At 75.3% G+C, this 22,002-nt stretch carries 18 protein-coding genes; 11 read left to right on the forward strand and 7 right to left on the reverse strand.

From position 1 onward, the window contains the following. The first annotated feature begins 16 nt into the window (after window positions 1–16). The 5 genes from ACYVGT_RS20410 (at window position 17) to ACYVGT_RS20430 (ending at window position 6,325) form a co-directional block, all read left to right on the forward strand. Complete coding sequence (locus tag ACYVGT_RS20410) at window positions 17–1,411, forward strand: M20/M25/M40 family metallo-hydrolase (RefSeq protein ID WP_460860877.1); 1,395 nt, start codon at window positions 17–19, stop codon at window positions 1,409–1,411. Between the two features lie 99 nt (window positions 1,412–1,510). Beyond that, complete coding sequence (locus ACYVGT_RS20415; RefSeq protein ID WP_460860879.1) at window positions 1,511–3,541, forward strand: S9 family peptidase; 2,031 nt, start codon at window positions 1,511–1,513, stop codon at window positions 3,539–3,541. After that, window positions 3,538–4,515: a S66 peptidase family protein gene (locus tag ACYVGT_RS20420; RefSeq protein WP_460860881.1), complete on the forward strand. Its 978-nt coding sequence runs from the start codon at window positions 3,538–3,540 to the stop codon at window positions 4,513–4,515. The genes ACYVGT_RS20415 and ACYVGT_RS20420 overlap by 4 nt, the downstream gene beginning before the upstream one ends. Before the next feature lie 81 nt (window positions 4,516–4,596). Continuing rightward, window positions 4,597–5,307: an NADPH-dependent F420 reductase gene (gene npdG, locus ACYVGT_RS20425; protein ID WP_460860884.1), complete on the forward strand. Its 711-nt coding sequence runs from the start codon at window positions 4,597–4,599 to the stop codon at window positions 5,305–5,307. Between the two features lie 199 nt (window positions 5,308–5,506). After that, window positions 5,507–6,325: an endonuclease/exonuclease/phosphatase family protein gene (locus ACYVGT_RS20430; RefSeq protein WP_460860949.1), complete on the forward strand. Its 819-nt coding sequence runs from the start codon at window positions 5,507–5,509 to the stop codon at window positions 6,323–6,325. A 186-nt stretch (window positions 6,326–6,511) separates the two neighbouring features. Here the strand turns inward: ACYVGT_RS20430 and ACYVGT_RS20435 are convergent, their stop codons facing one another. Next, window positions 6,512–7,435, reverse strand: coding sequence for a nitroreductase/quinone reductase family protein (locus tag ACYVGT_RS20435; RefSeq protein WP_460860886.1), 924 nt, complete (start codon window positions 7,433–7,435; stop codon window positions 6,512–6,514). Between the two features lie 134 nt (window positions 7,436–7,569). On the opposite strand from ACYVGT_RS20435, the gene ACYVGT_RS20440 reads away from it, so the two are divergent. From ACYVGT_RS20440 to ACYVGT_RS20450, 3 genes are all read left to right on the forward strand, one after another. Next, window positions 7,570–8,163 carry a MarR family winged helix-turn-helix transcriptional regulator gene (locus ACYVGT_RS20440; protein ID WP_460860887.1) on the forward strand — a complete coding sequence of 198 codons (594 nt, stop codon included), beginning with the start codon at window positions 7,570–7,572 and terminating at the stop codon, window positions 8,161–8,163. 193 nt (window positions 8,164–8,356) lie between these two features. Beyond that, window positions 8,357–9,205 carry an SGNH/GDSL hydrolase family protein gene (locus tag ACYVGT_RS20445; RefSeq protein WP_460860889.1) on the forward strand — a complete coding sequence of 283 codons (849 nt, stop codon included), beginning with the start codon at window positions 8,357–8,359 and terminating at the stop codon, window positions 9,203–9,205. A 131-nt stretch (window positions 9,206–9,336) separates the two neighbouring features. Next, entirely contained in the window at window positions 9,337–10,107 is a 771-nt protein-coding gene (locus ACYVGT_RS20450) for an SDR family NAD(P)-dependent oxidoreductase (protein WP_460860891.1), read from the forward strand. Between the two features lie 234 nt (window positions 10,108–10,341). On the opposite strand, the gene ACYVGT_RS20455 is transcribed toward ACYVGT_RS20450, so the two are convergent. Beyond that, a complete protein-coding gene (locus tag ACYVGT_RS20455; protein WP_460860893.1) occupies window positions 10,342–11,379 on the reverse strand; it encodes an LLM class F420-dependent oxidoreductase in 1,038 nt (345 codons plus the stop codon). Window positions 11,380–11,613: 234 nt separating this feature from the next. Continuing rightward, window positions 11,614–12,471 carry a 3-methyl-2-oxobutanoate hydroxymethyltransferase gene (panB, locus tag ACYVGT_RS20460; RefSeq protein ID WP_460860895.1) on the reverse strand — a complete coding sequence of 286 codons (858 nt, stop codon included), beginning with the start codon at window positions 12,469–12,471 and terminating at the stop codon, window positions 11,614–11,616. A gap of 775 nt (window positions 12,472–13,246) precedes the next feature. On the opposite strand from panB, the gene ACYVGT_RS20465 reads away from it, so the two are divergent. Further along, complete coding sequence (locus ACYVGT_RS20465) at window positions 13,247–13,969, forward strand: response regulator (protein ID WP_460860897.1); 723 nt, start codon at window positions 13,247–13,249, stop codon at window positions 13,967–13,969. 76 nt (window positions 13,970–14,045) lie between these two features. Here the strand turns inward: ACYVGT_RS20465 and ACYVGT_RS20470 are convergent, their stop codons facing one another. The 4 genes from ACYVGT_RS20470 to ACYVGT_RS20485 form a co-directional block, all read right to left on the reverse strand. After that, a complete protein-coding gene (locus ACYVGT_RS20470; RefSeq protein ID WP_460860952.1) occupies window positions 14,046–15,407 on the reverse strand; it encodes a glutamine synthetase family protein in 1,362 nt (453 codons plus the stop codon). Window positions 15,408–15,679: 272 nt separating this feature from the next. Further along, a complete protein-coding gene (locus ACYVGT_RS20475) occupies window positions 15,680–18,748 on the reverse strand; it encodes a helix-turn-helix transcriptional regulator (RefSeq protein WP_460860898.1) in 3,069 nt (1,022 codons plus the stop codon). 131 nt (window positions 18,749–18,879) lie between these two features. Beyond that, a complete protein-coding gene (locus tag ACYVGT_RS20480; protein WP_460860900.1) occupies window positions 18,880–19,077 on the reverse strand; it encodes a hypothetical protein in 198 nt (65 codons plus the stop codon). 368 nt (window positions 19,078–19,445) lie between these two features. Next, window positions 19,446–20,120 carry a hypothetical protein gene (locus tag ACYVGT_RS20485; RefSeq protein ID WP_460860902.1) on the reverse strand — a complete coding sequence of 225 codons (675 nt, stop codon included), beginning with the start codon at window positions 20,118–20,120 and terminating at the stop codon, window positions 19,446–19,448. A gap of 157 nt (window positions 20,121–20,277) precedes the next feature. Here ACYVGT_RS20485 and ACYVGT_RS20490 point away from each other — a divergent pair, with 157 nt between their 5' ends. Then, window positions 20,278–21,060, forward strand: coding sequence for a hypothetical protein (locus tag ACYVGT_RS20490; protein WP_460860904.1), 783 nt, complete (start codon window positions 20,278–20,280; stop codon window positions 21,058–21,060). Between the two features lie 542 nt (window positions 21,061–21,602). After that, window positions 21,603–21,938, forward strand: coding sequence for a hypothetical protein (locus ACYVGT_RS20495; RefSeq protein WP_460860906.1), 336 nt, complete (start codon window positions 21,603–21,605; stop codon window positions 21,936–21,938). Window positions 21,939–22,002 lie beyond the last annotated feature (64 nt).

Below are 22,002 nucleotides of genomic sequence, written 5' to 3' on the forward strand. Positions count from 1 at the left end.
CAGGGGGGAGCCGCGCATGCGCGCAGCAGAACCGGAGGCGGATGGCGGCTGGGCGGCCGCTGAGGAGGAAGCGGTCCGCTTCACCTCCGACCTGATCCGCATCGACACCACCAACCGCGGCGGGGGCGACGGCGACGAGCGCGCCGCCGCCGAGTACACCGCGGCGCTGCTGGAGGAGATCGGCGCCGCGCCGAAGATCCTGGAGCGGTCGCCGCGCCGCTCCAACGTCGTCGCCCGCATCCCCGGCACCGACCCGGCGGCGCCCGGCCTGCTCGTCCACGGCCACCTCGACGTGGTCCCCGCCGAGCCCGGCGAGTGGACCGTGCACCCCTTCTCCGGCGAGGTGCGCGACGGCGCAGTCTGGGGGCGCGGCGCCATCGACATGAAGAACGCCGACGCCATGGTGCTCGCCGCCGTGCGCCGATGGGCCCGGGCCGGCGTCCGCCCGCGCCGCGACATCGTGCTGGCGTTCACCGCAGACGAGGAGGCCAGCGCCGCCGACGGCGCGGCCTGGCTCGCCGCCGAGCACGCCGAGCTGTTCGCGGACTGCACCGAAGGGGTCAGCGAGTCCGGGGGGCGCACGGTGCACGTCCCGGCCGCCGACGGCACGCCGCTGCGGCTGTACCCGGTGGCCGCCGCCGAGCGCGGGACCGCGTGGCTGCGCCTCACCGCGCACGGCCGCGCCGGACACGGGTCCCGGGTCAACGACGACAACGCCGTCGGCGCCATCGCCGCCGCCGTCGCCCGCATCGACGGACACGCGTGGCCGTACCGCCTCACCCCGGTCACCCGCGCTGCGCTCGCCGCCGTCGCCGACGCGGTCGGGGTGCCGCACGGACTGGACGAGCCCGGCTTCGACGCGCAGCGCGACGTGCCGGCGCTTCTGGACCGGCTCGGGCCCGCCGCCGACCTGGTCCGCGCCACGCTGCGGGAGAGCGCCAACCCGACGGTGCTCCGGGCCGGCGGCAAGGTCAACGTCATCCCCGGCACCGCTACCGCCGGCGTGGACGGCCGCGTGCTGCCCGGCGGGCGGGAGCTGTTCGAGGCGGAGCTCGACCGGCTCACCGGGCAGCGCGTCACCTGGGAGTACGAGCACTCCTCCATCCCGGTGGAGGCGCCGCTCGACTCCGGACTGTTCACCGCGATGGCGGACGCACTGCTCGCCGAGGACCCCGCCTGGGCGGCCGAGCGCGGCCTGCCGCCGGCACAGGTGGTGCCGGTCTGCATGGCCGGCGGTACCGACGCCAAGCACTTCGCCCCGCTCGGCATCGCCGGATACGGCTTCACTCCGCTGCTGTGGCCGGCCGGCCTCGACTACGACGCGCTCTTCCACGGCACCGACGAGCGGGTCCCCGTCGAAGCACTCCGCTTCGGCGTCCATGTGCTGGACCGCTTCCTCCGGGCGGCCTGAGCCTCCGCCCGGCCCGCGCGTGCGCACGGTCCGGGCCATCCGCCGCCCCGCCACTGCGCCACCAGCACCGGACCCGCAACAGAAGGGACTCCAGGCACGATGCAGACCCTCCCGTACGGGGCGTGGCCCTCGCCGCTGGACGCGGCGGAGGTCGCCCGCAACGACGGCGCACCCAACTGGCCCCGGGCACGGGGCGAGGAGGTGTGGTGGACCGAGCCGCGCCCCGCCGAGGGCGGCCGGGTCACGCTCTGCCGCGCCCGCCTCGACACCCCTGACGCGGCCCCGGAGGCGGTCCTCCCCGCTCCCTGGAACATCCGCTCCCGCGTGCACGAGTACGGCGGCGCGCCCTACCTGCCGGTACCCGACCCCGGCGGCGGCAGCGGTACCGCGATCGTCTTTGCCGAGTTCAGCGACCAGCGGCTCTACCTGTACCGGCCGGACACCGGTGCCCAGCCGCAGCCGCTCACCCCGGCGCCGGACCGCCCGTCCGGGCTGCGCTACGCCGAGCCCGTCGCCGGCCCGGCCGGGGAGATCTGGTGCATCCGCGAGCGGCTCACCGGTCCGGCCCCGACCGACCTGGAGCGCGCTATCGTGGCGGTCCCGCTGGACGGTTCGGCCGCCGGCGACCCGGGCGCCGTCCGCACGGTGGCCGCAGGGCGCCGCTTCCTCACCTGCCCGCGCCGCTCGCCCGACGGCCGGATGCTGTCCTGGATCGGCTGGGACCACCCGGACATGCCGTGGGACTCGACCTACCTCTCGGTCGCCGCGATCGGCCCGGACGGCACCGCGGCCGAGGCCCACGACGTGGCCGGCGGGCCGGGCGAGTCGGTGGTGCAGGCGGAGTGGGGCGCCGAGTCGGTGCTGTTCGCGGTCTCCGACGCGTCCGGCTGGTGGAACCCCTACCAGATCGTGCTCGACGGAGTCCCGCACCAGGATTCCGCTCCGCGCCCCCCGGTGGCGCTCGCCCCGCTGCCCCAGGAGTTCGGCGGCCCGCTCTGGCAGCTCGGCGCCACCTGGATCCTGCCGCTCCAGTGCGGCCTGATCGCCGCCGTGCACGGCACCGGCGACACACGCCTGTCGCTGCTGTGCCCGGACTCCGGAAGCTTCACCGCCGTCGACACCCCGCACACCGAGTTCTCGCCCAGACTCACCGCGGCGGGTGCGGCCGGCGACACCCTGGTCACCGTCGCCGCCTCGCCCGACCTGCCCTCCGAGGTGGTGGCGGTGTCGGTGGCCGACGGCTCCTGGCGGTCGCTCAGCCGGTCCGGCGGCGGGCCCGAGGTTCCGCCCGACCTGGTGCCGCGGCCCGAGCCGCGGGTCTTCACCGGCCCTGGCGGGCGCGAGGTGCACGCCACCGTGTACCCGCCGCGCAACCCCGCCGCCCAGGCGCCCGAAGGCGAGCTGCCGCCGTACGCGGTGTGGGTGCACGGCGGCCCCACCGGCCGCGCCGCAACGGTGCTCGACCCCGAGGTCGCCTACTTCACCAGCCGGGGGATCGGCGTCGCCGAGGTGAACTACGGCGGCTCGACCGGCTACGGCCGCGCCTACCGGGAGCGGCTTCGGGAGAACTGGGGCGTCGTCGACGTCGAGGACTGCGCCGCCGTCGCCGACGCGCTGGCCGCCGAAGGACTGGCCGACCCGGCGCGGATCGCGGTGCGCGGCGGCAGCGCCGGCGGCTGGACATCGGCGGCCGCGATCACCGAGAAGGACACGCCGTTCGCCTGCGCCGCGATCTCCTACCCCATCGTCGACCTGGTCGGCTGGCGGACCGGCGAGACGCACGACTTCGAATCGCAGTACCTGGAGAGCCTCGTCGGTCCCTGGCCGCAGACCCGCGCCCGCTACGAGCTGCGGTCGCCGGTGAACCGCGCCGACCGGGTGTCCGCGCCGTTCGTTCTGCTGCAGGGCGACGAGGACGCGATCTGCCCGCCGGTACAGGCGGAGCGGTTCGTCGAGCGGGTGCGCGGCCGCGGCGTGCCGCACGCCTACCTGCTCTTCCAGGGCGAGCAGCACGGCTTCCGCAAGGCGGAGACGATCACCGCCGCGCTCCGGGCCGAGCTGTCCCTGTACGCCCAGGTGTTCGGGTTCGACGGCGGCGCCGAGGCGTCCGGGCCGGAGCTGTCCCGGTGACCGGCGCGGCCGGGCAGGCGGCGCCGGCCGGCAGCGAGCGGCCGCGCATCGGCGCGGTCCCGCCGCGGCTCGTGCCGGGCGACACCGTGGAGGTCTGCTCACCGTGCAGCCCGCCCGAAGCCGAGCTGCTCGACGCGGCCCTGGACGCGGTGCGCAGCTGGGGCCTGCGGGTCCGGGAGCGGCCGCACACCCGCAGCCGGCACCCCCGGTTCGGCTACCTCGCCGGCGAGGACGCCGACCGCGCCCGCGACCTGGCCGACGCGATCACCGCGCCGGACAGCGCGGCGGTGCTGTGCGCCCGCGGCGGCGACGGCGCCCACCGCACCTTGGACCGGCTCGACCCCGGGCTGCTCCGCGATGCGCCCGCCAAGGCCTTCGTCGGCTTCAGCGACATCACCGCGCTGCACGAGGCGCTCGCCGTGGACCTGGGCGCGCCCACCCTGCACGGCCCGGTGATCGGATCGCACTACTTCGCCCACGACACTGCCGCCCAGGAGGACCTGAAGGCGGTGCTGTTCGCACCGGAGACGCGGACCGAGCTGGCCCCGCCGGGCGCGGTCACCCTGATCGGCGGGCGCGCCCGCGGAGTACTGGCCGGCGGCAACCTGAGCCTGCTGGCCGGCGGGGTCGGCACGCCGCACTCCCGGCCGAGCGCGGCGGGGACGCTGCTACTGCTGGAGGACATCAACGAGGACGTGTCGACGCTCGACCGCTACGTCACCCAGCTGCTGCGCAGCGGCTGGCTGGAGGGGGCGCGGGGGGTGATCGGCGGCTCGTGGGGCGGCTGCACGCCCGACGACGCCACCATCCGCGCCATGCTCGCCGAACGCCTCGCGCCACTCGGCGTCCCCGTGGTCGACGGCTTCGGCTTCGGCCACATCCCCGCCCAGATCACCGTCCCCCTCGGTGCGGAAGCCGAGCTCGACACCGCGGGCACCCCCACCCTCCGGCTGGACGCCCCGGCGCTGGCCTGACCGGCCGGCCCGCGCCCCTCGCGGCCGCAGAACGGGATCAGATCCCCGGCGGGGCCGCGGGGGTTTGCGATGATCGACTCCATGAGCGATCAGCAGACCCCGCAGCCCCGCCCCGCTTCCGCCGCGCACGACGTCCCCGACGTCTCCGGGCTCACCGTCGCCGTGCTCGGCGGCACCGGAGACCAGGGCCGCGGCCTCGCCCGCAGGTTCGCCCTGGCCGGCTTGGGCGTCGTCATCGGCTCGCGCAGCGCCGATCGCGCCCAGTCCGCCGCCGACGGCCTCGGCGCCGGCCTGGGCGTGCGCGGCGCCGACAACTCCGCCGCCGCCCGTGCCGCCGACATCGTCATCGTCGCCGTGCCCTGGGACGGCCACCGCGAACTGCTCGCCGCGCTCGCCGACGACCTGGCCGGAAAGATCGTCGTGGACTGCGTCAACCCGCTCGGGTTCGACGCCAAGGGCCCCTACGCGCTGCCGGTCGAGGAGGGCAGCGCTGCCCAGCAGGCCGAGGCCGTGCTGCCGCGCAGCCGGGTGACAGCGGCCTTCCACCACGTCTCCGCCGCCGTGCTTCTCGACCCCGAAGTGGACGAGGTCGACCTCGACGTGCTCGTGCTCGGCGACGACCGGGAGGCCACCGACACCGTGCGGGCCCTGGCGGGGAGCATCTCCGGGGTGCGCGGCATCTACGGCGGCCGCCTGCGCAACGCCCACCAGGTCGAAGCGCTGACCGCCAACATCATCGCGGTGAACCGCCGCTACAAGGCCCACGCCGGGCTCCGGATCACCGACGTCTGACCCGCAGCTGCGGAGGCGGCCCGGTGCCGGTGCCGGCCGGCACCGGCGGCGCTTGCTGCTCCCTCTCGGGGTCCGCCAGCCCGGCGGCCTGCCGGGCCCCGGGGGCCCGTGCCCGAACCGGCGGGGCCGGGTAGCCTGCCCGCCGCTGCCCGACGGTCCGGGGCAGGGCCGCGGGCGAGAGGAGCGGGCGGTGCGCGTGATGACCTGGAACGTCTGGTGGAGGTTCGGCGACTGGGAGCGGCGCGCCGATGCCGTCCTCACCGAGCTGCGCGCCCGGGAACCCGACATCGTCGGGCTCCAGGAGGTGTGGGGCGCCGGCGGGACGAGCCTCGCCGACCGCCTCGCCGACGGCCTCGGCATGCACCGCGTGTTCGCGCCCTGGTCCCGAACGGACTCCTGGCGTGCGCGGATCGGGAGCGCGCCGGTCGACGTCGGCACCGCCGTGCTGAGCCGGTGGCCGATCTCCGCGACCGCCACCGCCGTGCTGCCCGCAGACCCCGACCGCGACGACGGCCGCACCGCGCTGCTCGCCAGCATCGACGCGCCGGGTGCCCGGATCCCGTTCTGCACCGTGCACCTGTCGTCCGACCCGGGCGGCTCGGCCCTGCGCTGCCGCCAGGTCGCCGCGGTGGCCGGCCTCCTCGCGGAGGAGGTGCCCGGAGGCGGAGCGGACGGCGGGTTCCCGCCGGTGGTCGTCGGCGACCTGAACGCGCCCGCCGACTCCGACGAGGTCCGGCTGCTGGGCGGCTACCGTACCGCGCCGCCGCGCCCGGGCCACCTGCTGATCGACGCCTGGGAGTTCGCCGAGCCCGGCGCTCCGGCGGTCACCTGGGACCGGTCCAACCCGAACGTGCCGTTCGGCCCGGACTTCCGGATCGACTATATCCACGTCGGGCCGCCCGGACGGTCCGGCGCGGGCGACGTCATCCGCGTCCGCCGCGCCGGCGACACCCCGCACGGCGGCATCTGGCCGTCCGACCACTTCGCGGTGGTGGCAGACCTCGCTCCGCCCGGGTGAGGCACGCCGGCAGGGGCATCCTGCGCGGGAGAGGCGCTGCCGCGCAGCGCGCAGCTGACCCCCCCCAGGACTGGAGCGCGGAGCCGGCGGGGTGCGGGGGCTGCCGGCCCTCCCGGTCCCGCTCCGCCGAGAGCGGCGGCCGGGCGCCGCGGCAGCCGGTCCGGGCAGAGCCGGCGGGAGTCCTCCTCAGAGCCGGTCGAGGGCCGCGAGGAGGTGGCGCTCCTCCCGGGCGAAGTGCTGCTCGAGTTCTGCGACGAGGCGCTCCAGGTCGGCGCGGACCGCGTCGGCCCCGCGGCGCGCGTCCGGGCCGCGGGCGGTGAGCCGTTCCGCGTGCGCCAGTACCTCGCGCTTGAGTGCGGTGACGCGGACGTGCTCGCGGCGCAGGGTGTCCACCACCGGCGCCAGCCGGGGGTCCGCCTGCTCCAGTGCGGGAAAGCCCCGCTGCTCCTCCGCGTCGTGGTGCCCTTCCAGGAACCCGCAGAACTCGGCGCAGGCTGCGCGCAGCTGCTCCGCTGTGCTGCGGGCTCCGACACCGGGCGCGGCTCCGCCGGCGGCGTAGTCGCGGACCCCGTCCAGCAGGTCCGCGAGGCCGCGGCGGAGCTGCGTGTGGACCGCGAGGAGGTTGTCGCCCAGAGCGCTGGCCCGGCTGGGGGTGCGCAGGGTCAGGTCGACGACCGGGATCGTCCGCGGCGCGGCCTGCTCCGCGTACCCGGCGAAGGCGGGGACGTGCGCGGTCTGCGCCTCCCAGGCGCGGTCCCGCTCGGCTCCGGCGAGGAACCGCGCTTCGGCGGGCGCGGAGAACACGCCGCCGGTGTAGCCGATCTCGACGCCCGCCTGGGGCGCGGCGCGCAGGTTGCGGTACCACTGCGGGTCCCGGGGCGCCCCGGCGGCGGTGCCGAAGACCCGCACCAGAGCCGGCGGCTCGGCGGCGCCTGCCGGATCCTCGCCGGGCCGGTCGGGGGAGGCGTAGGCGAGCGGGGTGGTGCGGGCCGCGCCGGACCGCGCTCCGGTGGTGGTCAGCAGCAGGAGGGGCGCGCCGGTGAAGGGACCGCCGACCTTTCCGCCGGAGGTGCGGAACTCGGTGATCACGTCGTCATTGGTGAGCGGCATACGATGATGGCTCCTCGCTGAGGGGCGGGGCTGCAGACGCGCGGCCCGCGTGGTTCGCTGGATGCGGCGGCTAAGGGACAGCACCGCGCAAAGAACTTTTGTTTTCAAAACAAAAGTAGAAAGAGGGGTGGGGCGTGTCAAGCGCAGCCGGGCCGGCCGGTGGCGGCCTCGGAGTCGACGACGGGGTGCGCGCGCTCCTGCTGCTGATGCCGCGGCTGGTCGGGCGGGCGAAGCGGCTTGCGCCGCCCGCCGCGCTGCAGGCGCTCGACCTGACGCCGCGCCATCTTTCGCTGCTCGCCCTGCTGCTCTCCGACGGGCCCGACACCGTCACCTCGCTGGCTGAGCGCCTGGAGGTCGCCACCACCACGGTCAGCCTCGTGGTGGGCGACCTCGCCAGGAAGGGCGTCCTCCAGCGGCACCGCGACGAGCAGGACCGCCGCCGCACCATCGTGGACATCGCCGACGGGCATCGCCCCGCGGTGCAGGAGTGGCTGGCCCCCGCAGCGGACGCGTGGCGGACGGTCATCGAGCCGCTCACCCCCGAGCAGCGCAGCCTCCTAGTGGAGGCGCTCGACGCCTATGACCGCGAAGTCGCCGCGGCGCAGGGCGGCGGGCCGGAGGACGGTCCGCCGCACCGGCGCGGCGGAGGGCGCGGGGCGGGAGGCGGTGCCGGCGGTGGCGGCGGGCGCGGCCGCGGCGGTGGAGGCGGGCGCCGGGGCGGGGCGTAGAGTCGACACTGACCTAGTCAATTCCATGACTAGGTAGCTCGTGCGGCGCTCCGTGCTCGGGGCGCCCCGCGGTGCGGGCCCGCTGTGACCCGCGCGCGCCAGGGCACCGGATCCGGCGGGCGGATCCGTCCCCCGGCCGCCGCGCTGCCTGCGGCAGGGCACGGGCTGACGGCAGCCGGTGCGAGGAGGCGCGATGGGCGGCGGAGCGGAAGACCTGCCGGCGCAGGCGGGAGCGGAGCGGGACGCGGCGGAGCTGGCCCCGTATCCGCAGCGCTATGAGCGGTACGTGGCCCTCGGCGACAGCCAGACCGAAGGGCTGAACGACGGGGACGAGGCGGCCGGCTACCGGGGCTGGGCCGACCGGCTCGCCGAGCACCTCGCCGTACACGAGCCCGCACTGGGCTACGCCAACCTTGCGGTCCGCGGGCGCCTGGCCCGCCGCATCCGGGAGGAGCAGCTCGAACCCGCTCTCGCCCTGAGACCCGGGCTGGCCACCGTCATGGCCGGGATGAACGACCTGGTCCGGCCCTCGTGCGACGTAGCCGAGGTGGCCGCCGACGTCGACGCGATGATCGGCGCACTCGCCGGCTCCGGTGCCCGGGTCCTCACCTTCGCCTTTCCCGACATCGGCCGGATCGCGCCGGCGGCGCGGGCGCTCCGCGGCCGGGTCGCCGAGCTGAACGGCCGCATCCGGGAGTCCGCAGAACGGCACGGCGCCGTCGTCGTGGCGTCGGACGAGCACCCGGTCACCACCGACCCGCGGATCTGGAGCCCGGACCGGCTGCATGCCTCGCCGCTCGGCCACGCCCGGATCGCCGCGGCCGCCGCGCACGCCCTCGGCGTGCCGGGCGACCACGCCCGCTGGGCCGATCCGCTGCCCCCGCTCGCCCCGCCCGGCCCGCTCCGCCGCGCCGCCGCCGAGACCCGCTGGGTGGCCTCCTTCCTCGGCCCGTGGCTTCTCCGCCGCGTCCGCGGAACCTCCAGCGGCGACGGACGCACCGCCAAGCGCCCCGACCTCGCGCCGGTGGCGCCCGCTCCGTGAGGGGGAGTCCCGGGCCGGCGCCTCCGCTGCGCCGCCGGCTCCGCTCCCGGTCTGGACCGGGTGACCGATCCGGACGTGCCAGATCAGGGAATCCGGTTGCCGAAACCGCGGCCGGTTGGCACAGTGCTGGGATGATCGACACGGGCCTGGACGGGCGAGCGGTTCTGGTGACCGGCGCGGGAGCGGGGATCGGCGAGGCGATCGCGCGGGCGTTCGCCGCGCAGGGGGCCCGGGTGGCGGTGCACTACCTGGAGAGTCCGGCCGAGCCGCCGAAGGGCGCCGAATGGGACCACGCGGATCCCGGCGCGTCCGCCGCAGCGGCCCTCGCCGCGGAGATCGGCGGTGCGGCGGTCCCCGGCGACCTGTCCCGGCCGGACGGCGCGCCCGAGCTGTTCGACCGGGTGGAGGCGGCGCTCGGTCCGGTCGCCGTGCTGGTGAACAACGCCGCGCACTGCGAGTCGCCGGACACCGTGGACTCGGCCGACTTCTTCGCGCTGCAGCGCCACTACCGCGTCAATGCGATCGCCCCCGTGCTGCTGACCTCCGAGCTCGCCCGGCGCACCGACGGCGGCGCCTGCGTCGTCAACATCAGCACCGACGCCGCCCGCGCCTTTCCCGGCCAGGTCGGCTACGGCACGTCCAAAGCCGCCCTGGAGTCCTTCACCCGCGGCGCCGCCCTCGACCTCGGCCCCTCGGGGATCCGGGTCAACGCCGTCGCCCCCGGGCCCACGCAGACCGGCTGGATGGAAGGCGACCTCCTCCGCGAGGTCGAGGCCGCGATCCCGCTGCAGAGCGTCGGCGCTCCGGCCGATGTCGCCGACGCCGTCGTCTTTCTGGCCTCCGCCCAGTCCCGCTGGATCACCGGCCAGGTCCTCCAGGTCGCCGGCGGCCACGCGCTCTAGGGCGTGTGTGGCGGGTGGCGTCCGTCGCGAGGGCAGGTGTCCGCCGAACTCGCCCCAGCGCTGCCGGAGGGCCGCGCGGGCGGCCGCGGCAGGGCAGGCTCCGGCGGACGGCCCGCGGGATCCGTGCCGCGCCGCAGGTGCTGGCCGCGAGGCGGCCCGGCCCTGTGGACCAGGGGAGCGGTGCCCCGGCCGCGCGGCTGCGCGCCGGGGCGGCCACCGCACCCGAAGCGGCGGTCAGAGCCAGCTGCGGACCTTCTCGATCAGGCGCGCCGGGTCGCCGCCGACCGGAGTGACGTTGAGGTCGGTGACGCCGGCCGCGCGGAAGGCCTCGACGCGCTCGCGCACGTAGGACTCCGGGCCGACCAGGTTGGTCAGCTCCAGCATCTCCTCGGGCACGGCCGCGGCCGCTTCCTCCTTGCGCCCCTCCAGGTAGAGGTCCTGGATGCGCTCGGCCTCCTGCTCGTACCCGTACTTGCGGGCGAGCGTGTTGTAGAAGTTCTTGCCGCGCGCGCCCATGCCGCCCACGTACAGCGCGATCATCGGGCGCATGAAATCGAGGAGCTTCTTCGTCTCCGGGCCCTCGCCGATGGCGAGCATGCCGCCGGCGGCGATCTCCAGCGGAGCCAGCGCGGAGCTGCGCTTCGCGGCGCCGGCCCGCAGTGAACCGCCCCAGACCGCGTCGGCCTTCTCCGGGATGAAGAAGATCGGCAGCCAGCCGTCCGCGATCTCGGCCGTCATGGCCACGTTCTTGTCGCCCAGCGAGGCGACGTAGATCGGGATGGCGCTGCGCACCGGGTGGTTGATGATCTTGAGCGGCTTGCCGAGCCCGGTGCCCTGGTCGGCCGGCAGCGGCAGCGGATAGAGCGGGCCGTCGTGGGTGAGCTTCTCCTCGCGCGCCCACACCTTGCGGCAGATCTCCACGATCTCGCGGGTGCGCGCGAGCGGTTTCGTGTACGGGACGCCGTGCCAGCCCTCGATCACCTGGGGGCCGCTCGCCCCCAGCCCGAGCACGGCGCGGCCGTCGGACAGGTAGTCCAGCCCCGCCGCGGTCTGGGCGATCAGCGTGGGGGTGCGGGTGTAGAGGGGCAGGATGGCGGCGCCGATCCGCACCCGCTCGGTACGTGCGGCGAGGTAGCCCATCAGCGTGGGGCCGTCGTAGCCGTAGGCCTCGGCCACCCAGACCGTGTCGAGTCCGGCCTTCTCCAGTTCGGCGACCTGGTCGACCGTCTCCTTGGGGTCACCGGCGTACTGCAGCTGCATGGCGATGCGCATCGTGCCTCCTGGTCGTGCGGGCCCGTGGGCACTGCACCCTACAACCGAATGGAATTCTGATCGGGGACCGGGGCCGTGGAGCAGCATCGACGAAACGGTTGGGGAGAAGCGTAAGAAGAGGCGGGCGGACGGCAGCGGCGGGCGAGTTGTCCGCCCGGAGGCGGCCGGCCGGGGAAAGGCGGACCCCCGGGCGCCTCAGCGGCAGCGCCCGGGGGCGAATGGGGGGAGCGGGGCTCAAGAGTAGGAGTGTGCCGCATCGGGGAACGCCCCGGCGACCACCTCTCCGGCGAACTCCTTGGCCGCCGCGGACAGCGACGCGTTGAGGTCGGCGTAGGTCTTCACGAACTTCGCGGTGCTCGGGCTCAGCCCGGCCATGTCCTGCCAGACCAGCACCTGGGCGTCGGTCTCCGGGCCGGCGCCGATGCCGATCGTCGGGATGGACAGTTCGGCGGTGGTGCGCGCCGCGACGTCGGTCGGCACGCACTCCAGCACCACGGCGAAGGCGCCGGCCCGCTGCAGCTCCCGGGCATCGGACAGCAGCGCTTCGGCGGCCGCCTCGCCCCGGCCCTGGACGCGGTATCCGCCGAAACTGTGCACCGACTGCGGGGTCAGCCCGATGTGCGCCATCACCGGCACGCCCGCGCCGGCCAGCGCCTCGACCTGCGGCACGGTGCGCCGCCCGCCTTCGAGCTTGACCGCGTGCGCCCGCCCCTCCTTCAGGAACCGGGCGGCCGAGGCGAGCGCCTGGTCGGGCCCTGCCTGATAGGAGCCGAACGGCAGGTCGGCGACGACGAGTGCGCGCGACGTGGACCGCTCCACGGCGGCGGTGAGCGGCAGCAGTTCGTCGACGGTGACCGGCACAGTCGACTCGTACCCGTAGACGACCATGGCGGCCGAGTCGCCGACGAGCAGCACCGGGATCCCGGCGTCGTCGAAGACGCGCGCCGTCAGCGCGTCGTAGGCGGTGAGCATCGGCCAGCGCTCGCCGCGCTCCTTGGCGCGGGCGATGTCGCGGACGGTGACGCGGCGTCCGGAAACGCCGCCGTACAGTGCGGTGCCGCCGGCTGCGGCGGCGCCCTGTGCAGTATCCATGATGTGTTCCTCCGCGGTCTCGAGGCGCCGTGCGGGCGTCCCCGGACGTCAGTCGGCAACAGTGCCGCGGCCTCCCGCCGCGGCGTCGGCCATCCTTGCACGCGCGGTGCGGCCGACTCCCGACCGGGGCAACGCCGCGGGCTCCGCGGCTGTTCCCCCTGTTCAGGGCGGACCGTTTGCGAATTCGCCGGGCGGACGGCGGTGCGGGACCGCACCGCGGCTGCGGCGCAGCGGGTGCGCGGCACACCCGCGCGGAGATCGGGGGAACGCGCCGTCCCGGTGAAAACGGCGGGCCTGCACGCTTCCCGCGTTCCGGAGAAGCCCGGAGTGGACAATCGGAATGCCGCTTCGCGGAATGCGTGCGATTCCGGAATGGATTAACCGGAGGAAACGGACAGGTCAGGTGTCCCGGGTTGTCGTGTATGCCGGGTCTGACCGGGGGAGAACGGGAATTCGCTCTTCCGATTCCGGTAGCATGACCCCTACCATCGAATGGTTCCGGTAATCGGCGGATTCACCGCATCGGCGGTGCCCGGCGGCGGGGGCAGGACATGGACCGCGGTGATACGCAGGTGCCGCCACCGGCACTGCTCCGCCCGCTTCTGCCCGCCGAACCCGATCCGGCCTCACCGGGCGGGCCCCGCTCCGCAGCTGCGGATTCCGCCGCTCCCGCCGAAGCACGCCGCACCCCGCGGGTCTGCACGCAGCCCCCTGCCGCCGCGCACCCGCACACCGCGCACGAGCACCGATCCGCGTGCACCAGGAAGGACTTGCAGTGAGCGTGCACCCCCCCGCCGTGGCCGACCGGTCGGCCGCTGCCGCTCCCGGCGGCCGCACGGCCCCCATCCGCATCATGCTCGTCGACGACCACGCGTTCTTCCGGCGCGGCCTCGCCTCGGTCCTCGAGGAGGAGCCCGACATCGACGTCGTCGGCGAATGCGGCGGGGGAGAGGAGGCCGTCGACCGCGCCGAGCAGCTCAAGCCCGACGTCGTGCTGATGGACGTGTGGATGCCCCGCGGAAACGGCATCGAGGCGTGCGCCGGCATCCGCACCCGCGCTCCCAGCGCCAAGATCACCATGCTCACCATGAGCGATGAGCAGGAGGACCTGTTCGCCGCGCTGCGCGCCGGCGCCGACGGCTACCTCCTCAAGGAGATCTCTGTCGACGAGCTGCCGGATGCGGTGCGCGCCATCGCCGACGGCCGCTCCTTCGTCAACGCCGGGATGGCCGCCAAGCTCATCGGCGAGTTCACCGTCCTCGCCAAGCGCGACGCCGGGCCGCGGCCCTCGGCCGCGGCCCAGCTCACCGGGCGCGAGACCGAGGTACTGCGGCTCGTGGCGCGCTGCCTCAACAACCGCGAGATCGCCGACGAGCTCTACATCTCCGAGAACACCGTGAAGAACCACATCCGCAGCATCCTGGACAAGCTCCAGCTGCATTCCCGGACCGAGGCGGCCGTCTACGCCGTCCGGGAGCGCGTGCCCGGCACCGAATAGCGCGGCACGGTCACCGGCGGGCGCCCGGGCCCCGGACGCCCGCCTGCGGCGCGCGGCGTACCGCGCGGCGGCGATGCTAGAGCGTGGGCAGGTACCGCTGCAGCTCGTAGGGGGTGACCTGGCGGCGGTACGACTCCCACTCGGCCTTCTTGTTGCGCAGGAAGAAGTCGAAGACGTGCTCGCCGAGCGTCTCGGCGACCAGCTCGCTGCTCTCCATCACCCGGATGGCCTCGTCCAGGCTCTGCGGCAGCGGCGCGATGCCCATCGCTCGCCGCTCGGCGTCGGTCAGCGCCCACACGTCGTCCTCGGCACCGGGCGGCAGCGCATAGCCCTCCTCGATGCCCTTCAGGCCCGCCGCCAGGATCACGGCGTAGGCCAGGTAGGGGTTGCAGGCGGTGTCCAGTGACCGGAACTCGATCCGGCTGGAGTTGGACTTGGTGGGCTTGTACATCGGCACCCGCACCAGCGCGGACCGGTTGTTGTGCCCCCAGCAGATGTAGGCGGGCGCCTCGCCGCCCATGCCGGCCGAGGCGGCCGCGTTGTCCCACAGCCGCTTGTAGGAGTTCACATACTGGTTGCACACCGCGGTGATCTCCGCGGCGTGCGTGAGCAGCCCGGCGATGAAGCTGCGCCCCACCTTGGACAGCTGGTAGTCGGCCCCGGGCTCGTGGAAGGCGTTCCGCTCGCCCTCGAACAGCGACATGTGGGTGTGCATGCCGGAGCCGGGGTACTCGGTGAACGGCTTCGGCATGAAGGTGGCGTAGACGTCCTGCTCCATCGCCACCTCCTTCATCACCAGGCGGAACGTCATGATGTTGTCCGCGGTGGTGAGCGCGTCGGCGTAGCGCAGGTCGATCTCCTGCTGGCCGGGGCCGCCCTCGTGGTGGCTGAACTCCACCGAGATGCCCATGGCCTCCAGCATGTTGATGGCGTTGCGCCGGAAGTCGTGCGCGCTGTTGTGCGGCGTGTGGTCGAAGTAGCCGCCGGAGTCGTTGGGCTCCGGCAGCTCGCCCACACCCGGCATCTTCTTCAGCAGGTAGAACTCGATCTCGGGGTGGGTGTAGAAGCTGAACCCGAGGTCGGAGGCCTTGCTGAGCTGCCGCTTGAGCACGTGGCGCGGATCGGCGTAGCTGGGCGAGCCGTCCGGCATGAGGATGTCGCAGTACATCCGGGCGGTGCCATGCGGCTCGTTCCGCCAGGGCAGCACCTGGAACGTGGTCGGGTCGGGCTGGGCGAGCATGTCGGCCTCGTGGACGCGCGCGAAGCCCTCGATCGCCGATCCGTCGAAGCCGATGCCTTCGGTGAAGGCCGCCTCCAGCTCCGCGGGAGCGACGGCGACGGACTTCAGATACCCGAGCACATCGGTGAACCACAGCCGGACGAATCGGATATCGCGCTCCTCCAGCGTACGGAGCACGAACTCCTGCTGTCGATTCACGGTCACCCTTCCCTTGCTCCTTCGGCCGCCTCGGCGGATGCGCGCCGTGCACACCGGCGCAGCGCACCCGCTTCCCCCGCGGGAGCGGTGCGCCGGGCGCCGGAGCCACGGCGGTCCCCTCCAGTCTGCCTGCTGCAGGTTTCCGTCGCATTAACGCAGGTCGGGTCTTACGGCACGGTGGCCCGGGGGTGGCGGGAAACACCCTCCGGCCCGGTCGGCCCGCCACCCTCTCCCGGTGCTTCCGGACCGGTGCCGCCGGCAAGCAGCGCAGGTTACGCGCTGGCGGGTCCGGAGGGGGCGGCGAGCCCGAGCTCGCGGGCCCGCGCCGCAGCGGCGCCGCGGTTGGCGGCCCCCAGCTTGGCGAGGATGTTGGACACATGGACGCTGGCGGTCTTGGCGCTGATGAACAGGGCCGCGCCGATCTCCGCGTTGGTCGCGCCGCGGCCGAGCAGCCGCAGCACGTCGGCCTCGCGCGGCGTCAGCCCGGCCGGCAGGGCCGGCGCGGCTGCGGCGCCGTCCAGCGCGACCCCGGCCCGGCGGGCGAGGTCCTCGGCGCGGTTGCGCAGGACCGCCGCACCGCACTCCTTGGCCAGGCCTGCCGCGTCCCGGATGAGGCAGGCGGCCCGGTCGGTGCGGCCGACTGCGGCGAGCGCCTCCGCGCCGCGCAGCAGGGCGTCGGTGAGGCACAGCCGCAGCGGCAGCTCCCGCCACTGCTCGATGGCGGTGTCCCACAGCGCGGCGAGCTCGCCGGCGGGGCGCCCGTCGGCCTCGGCGATCCGCGCCAGCGCGCTGGCCCGCCGCGCCTCGGTGACCGGCCCGCGCATCGGCAGCGATTCCAGCTCGGTGGTGACGCATTCGCGCAGGTCGGCCGCCTCATCGTGCAGCTCCGGGACGCCGCTGGCGATCCGCAGCGTCTCCGCGGCGCTGTCCAGCAGGTCCCACCCGTAGCCGGGCGAGGGCGTGGAGTCGATGCTGCGCAGGGCGTCCACGGCGATCGCGACGGTGTCGCGGGGGGTGCCGGAGTGCAGCCGCAGCAGCATCGAGGTCTGCAGGGTGAGCTGCACCGCCTGCAGGTGCGGCTGCTGCCGGCGGGGGCCCATGTGCTCCACGCCGCCGAGGAGGCGCTGCGCGCGCTCGTTCTCGCCGCGCTCGACCAGCGTCCGCGCCATGGAGGTGGCCAGGTAGATCCGGATCTTGGGCGAGGGGAAGAGCGCCTCGCCGCGGCGCCCCCACTCCTCGCAGGCGTCGAGGTCCCCGGTCTCCCAGTAGGTCTCGGCGAGGTTGGACATCGCGAACGCCAATGCGCCGTTGACCAGGCCGGAGCGCTCCAGGAGGTCCAGCGGGGCCCGGAGCAGCTCCACGGCCTCGCCGTGCCGGCCGAACTCGCGCAGGTAGTGCGCGAGGCTCCCGCGGATGCTGGTGGCCAGCATCGAGTCGCCGGCCTCGGCGGCGAGTTCGGCGCCGCGCTCCATGGTGGCGCGGCCCTCAGCGAAGCGGTTCTCGTTGAACAGCGCCGACGCCAGCGAGTTGAGCGCGTCGGCCTCGGCCGGGCGGTCGCCGCTGCGGCGGGCCGCCTCCACCGCGATGTGCGCGAGCTCGTGCTGGGCGGTGCGCACCGGGTCCAGCCCCGGCGGCGGCCCGTCCGCGGACTCCTCGTGCCGGTGCTCGGCGAGGAGCTGCTGGACGGCGGGGTGCTCCATCGGGTCGGTGTTGGGCGCCCGCATACAGCCGCGTGCCAGCAGGGAGAGCATCAGCGCGTAGCCGGGCGCGTCCTTCGGATACAGCTCCAGGGCCGCGAAGAGGTCGTCGAGCCCGGCGGAGGCCGCGTCGTAGCGTGCCTGGGAGCGCAGCCGGAGCAGTTGGGCGCGGCGGGTGCGCTCATCCGTGCCGGACGCCGCGGGGTCTGCGCCGTCCACCGCGCCGGCACCGCCCTCCAGTACCTCCAGTGCCTCGTTGCACAGCTCGATGGAGCGCCGCGGCGCCCCCTGCTCGAAGGCGGCGGTGGCGGCCAGCCCGAGCAGGGCGACGCGGTCGTTGCCCTCGGTCAGTTCCGCGGCGCCGGGCACCTGGTCCCACAGCTCCAGGGCGCGCTCGAGCATGCGGAGCTGCTCGGTGGAGGCGAGCTTGCGGCCGGCGTAGACGGCAGCCCACCAGGAGGCGCTCAGCGCGCGCGGCAGATCGTGTGCGGCGTGGAAGTGGTGCGCCTGCTCCGCCGCGAGCTGGTGTGCGGGGACGGCGTCGGGAAGGGCGTCGAGCGCCTCGGCGAACGCCTTGTGCAGCCGGGTGTGCCGGCCGGGGAGGAGGTCGTGGTGGACGGCTTCGCGGAGCAGCGCGTGCCGGAAGCGGAAGCCGGTCTCGGTGGGGTGCATCAGGTTGGCGTCGACGGCTTCGCGGAGTGCGGCGTCCAGCGCGCCGTCGGACAGGCCGCACACGTGGGCGAGGAGCTCGTAGGAGACGTGGTCGGCGCTGACGGCGCCGACACTGGCGGTGCGCACCACGTCGGCGGCGGTGTCGCTGACGCGCTGGAGCCCGGACAGCAGCATCTCGCGCGGCCGGTCGGGCACCGGGGCGTCGAACAGGTGCGGCTGCTCGGCGAGGGATTCGACGAACAGCGGGTTGCCCTGGGAGCGCTCGAACAGCAGGGCGCGCTCGCGCGGCTCCAGCGCTCGGCCGCGGACGTCGCCGGCGAGGTCGGCGGCGTCCTGCTCGGGGAGCGGCGCCAGGTCGAGCCGGTCGACGTGCGGGAGGCGCTCCAGCTCGGGCAGGAGGGGGCGGAGCGGATGGTCGCGGTGCAGCGCGTCCGAGCGGTAGGTGGCGATGATCTGGACCGCGGCGCCGTCCAGGCTGCGCACGAGGAAGACCAGGAGCTCGCGGGTCGCCGAGTCCGCCCAGTGCAGGTCCTCGACGACGACGGTGAGGCCGCCGTCCTCTGCGGCCGCGGTGAGCAGCAGGAGGACTTGTTGGAAGAGGAGGCCGCGGGCGTCGCGGCGGTCGTCCGGGACCGGTCCCAGCTCGGGCAGGAGCCGGGGAAGCTCGCCGGGCCCGCCGGCGGCGTCGACCAGCTCCGGGCCGCTGGTGCGCAGCAGCTGGCGCAGTACCGCGACGAAGGGGGCGTAGGGCAGGCCCTCGACACCGAGCTCCAGGCAGCCGCCGACGGCGTAGCGCCGGGTCGGCAGGCGGTGCAGGAACTCGGCGAGCAGGCGCGACTTGCCCATCCCGGCCTCGCCGCCGACGAGCAGCGCGGCCGAAGGGCCGGAGCGGGTGCGGCGGGCGTGGTCGAGCAGGGCGGCGAGCTCTTCGGCGCGGCCGATGAACCCGGTCGGCGTCACAGGGGGGCGCATGGCGTCCATTATGGCCGCCGCGCCTGCCCCGGCGCTGCCCGTGTCCGCCCCCGGGAACGGCGGCGCCGGCCGCGGCGCCGCGCCGCGGCCGGCGCCGCCGTGCGCGCTCGCCGCCCGATCCTCCGGGCTCCTCACCGGGACGTGCGCTCCCGCCTGCCCTCTGCCGTGCCGGAGAGGAAGGAGCGGAGCCCGTCGAGGCCGGTGCGGGGCCGGCCGCCGCCGGGGCCGTCGCCGTCGGGGGCGTCGACTTCGGCGCGCCGGTGCCGCGCTGCGCGGTCCATGTCGGCAATGCGCTCTGCGGCGAGTCGGGCGCTCAGGTCCGGATGCATCTCTCTGCCCTCCCGGCGGACCGGTCCGTCCGTGCCGCCTGAGCACAGATTCGTTCTAAGACGGGGGCGGTGGCATTGGGCAGGTGCCGTATTTGCCGGGCGGGTCTATGGGCAGCGCGGCTGAGACGCCGGGCCGCGCGCCTGAGCCGGGCCGGGGGGCTAGGGCGTGTGCGGTGAATGGCGTTGGTCGCGAGCGGTGTCGGCGGTGCACCCGCCGCAGGGCCGGCGAGGGAGTCGGGGCGGGTTGTCCCTGTCGAGGAGGGGGGAGCGCCGCGAGGGGCGTGCCAGGGAGCCGCGCAGCAGGGCAGCTGCCCACCGAACACGCCCTGAGGCGGCCGGCGGGCCGGGCACCCGGCCCGCCGGCCGCCTCAGGCGGACAGGTCGGGGCGCATCCTCCGGGCGTAGGCGCGCAGCGGATTGCCCAGGCCGTCCGGCCCGGCGGCGGCGAAGGGCAGGCCGAGGAGCTGCAGCCCGGTGCGGGGGTCGCGGGGCTGCTGGGCCAGGTGGTTGCGCTGCCAGGCCGGCGCGCCGGGGCCGGCCGTCCGCTCGCCGTAGCCGATCAGACCCAGCTGCCGGACCTGCTTGGCGGCGACCCGCCGCGTCCCCGCCCCGGCGCGGACTCCGCGGGGGTCGGCGACCGCCGTGTCCACCGGCCCGACCTCGGTGGTGTCCACCCAGCGCAGGCGCACGTGGAAGCCCATCGGGTCGGTCAGTTCCACGCCGACCGGCGAGGCGAGCACCACCGTGCCGCGGAGGTTGCCGGCGAAGCGCCGCCAGAGCAGGACCGCCGACCCGAGCGCCCCGACCGCGCCCACCGCGGTGCCGCCGGCCATGCCGGTCCCCGGTGCGAGGCTCTCGAACAGGATCGAGCCGAGCAGCAGCAGGACGACGAAGAACATCCCCAGCACCGGCAGCATCGCGAGCAGCGGCCGCACGGCTGCCCCCGCGCCGGGCCGCATCTCGGTCACCGACGGGTCGCCGCGCGGCGGGAACGGAGGCGGCGGTCCGTGCGCGGCAGCGGGGTCCTGGGGGTGGTGGTCCATGGTCAGGGAGCGTATCGGGTGCTACGGGGAGCGTCTGGGGCGAACGCGGCAGCCGGCCGGGGCGGATCTGGCGCGGCCGGGCGTGTCCCGCCCCGTCCGGACATGGCCGGGGGTACTCATCGAACCACGCGGAGCGACCATGCGGGGGTAACCGATGATGAACGACCCGAATCGGCAGGATCGGCAGGACCCGGCCAACCGGGACCGGCCGGACGCGGCAGCCGGTGCCGCCCGCGCGCCCCGGCCGGCCGGCCGGAAAAGCCGCTGGCGCCGCCGCTCCGGCGCGGTGCTGCCGCTGGCCGCGGCCGTGCTGGCGGCCGGGGCGGCGGGAGCTGCGGGCGCGGCCGCCGACCCGGTCCAGGCGCCCGATGCGGAGTCGGCTGCGCTGTCCATCAACATCGGCGACGGTGTCGACGGCATTGCGCCGGGCGATGAGACCACCTACACGGTGACACTGCGCAACGACGGGGCGGAGTCGCTCTCCGACGTGCTGCTCACCCAGGGCCTGCCGCCGGAGATGGAGCTCGTCGACGCCTCCGGCGACACGGCCGCCGGTGCCGCCCGCACCGAGGGCGGCCTGGTCGCCTGGCGGGTCAGCCTGGAGCCGGGCCAGACGGCCACCGGCACCGTCACCGCCCGCTTGGCCGACGCCGGCGAACGCACCTGGCGCGTCGCCAGCACCGCCTGCGCCCAGACCGACGCGGGCGCCCCGCCGGTCGTCTGCGCCACAGACGCCGACCTGCTGCCCGAGGCCCCGAAGGCCGACGCGTCACCCGACGCAGCCCCGAAGGCCGAGGCCGCGCTGCCGAGCCCGTCGGCGGGCGAGGCCGCGATCGGCGCCGCCTCGCTCGGCCTCATCGGCGGAGCAGCCGTCTTCTACACCCTCGGCCGCCGCCGCGCCGTCAAGGAGTGGGAGCGCGAACTCGACGAGAGCACCTGAGCCCCCGCACACCGCGAGCCCGGTCCCTCGGGGGCGGCTTCGCCAGCGCTCCGCCGCAGCGCCCGGCACCGGGCCCTCCCCGAGTGGGCGGGAGCGGCTCGGTCCCGGTGCGACGCGCCATCGTGCCCTCGGTCCGTCCCGCGCAGGCCGGAGCGGCAAGGCGCGGTCCGGACGCCATGGGGCCGGAGGCGCGGCCTCTCCTGCTGACGAGGCGGAGCCTCCGGCGGGTGGGCGGCGTGCCGCCCGGCTCCGGTGCGGGCAGGTTCCGAGGAGGTCGGTTCCGGGCGGGCCGGGTCCGGCGCTCAGGGGGTGCGGCCGGACGCCGGCGCACCCTCCGGTGCGGGGCTCGGCTTCGCTGGGGTGGGCCGGCGCGGACGGAACGGCGGGTGCGCGCGGGCCGGGTGGCGAGGGCCGGACCGGGCGGGGGACGGGGCCCTCTACCGTGAAGGCGTTGGCGGGCCGGGCAGCGCACTGCCGCCTCGCGCGGCGGGATGCGGAAAGACACGACATTTAGCCACTACGACGTGTAGTAACTTCGGGGTATGGCTTTCGTTCACTCTCTTCTCCTCTTCCTCCACCTGCTCGGCATGGCCGGCATCATCGCCGGATTCCTGATGCAGATCGCCTCCGACAGCGCCAAGGCGCCCAAGGCGATCCTGCACAGCTCGCTCCTGCAGCTCGTCACCGGCCTGCTCCTGGTCGGCGCGCTGGAGATGGGCGACGGCGACGTCAACCACTTCAAGATCGGCGTCAAGCTGCTGGTGGCCGTCGCGATCACGGTCGTGGCGATCATCAACGTCCGCAAGCCCGCCACCAAGCTCGGCCTCACCGCCGGGCTGCTCGCAGTCCTCAACGTCGCGGTCGCCGTCTTCTGGTAGACCGCAGCCCCGGCACGGGCGTTCTCCGCGCTCGCCCGCGCTGCCGCACCGCGGACCCCTGCGG

This window comes from Nocardiopsis coralliicola, assembly GCF_054779695.1.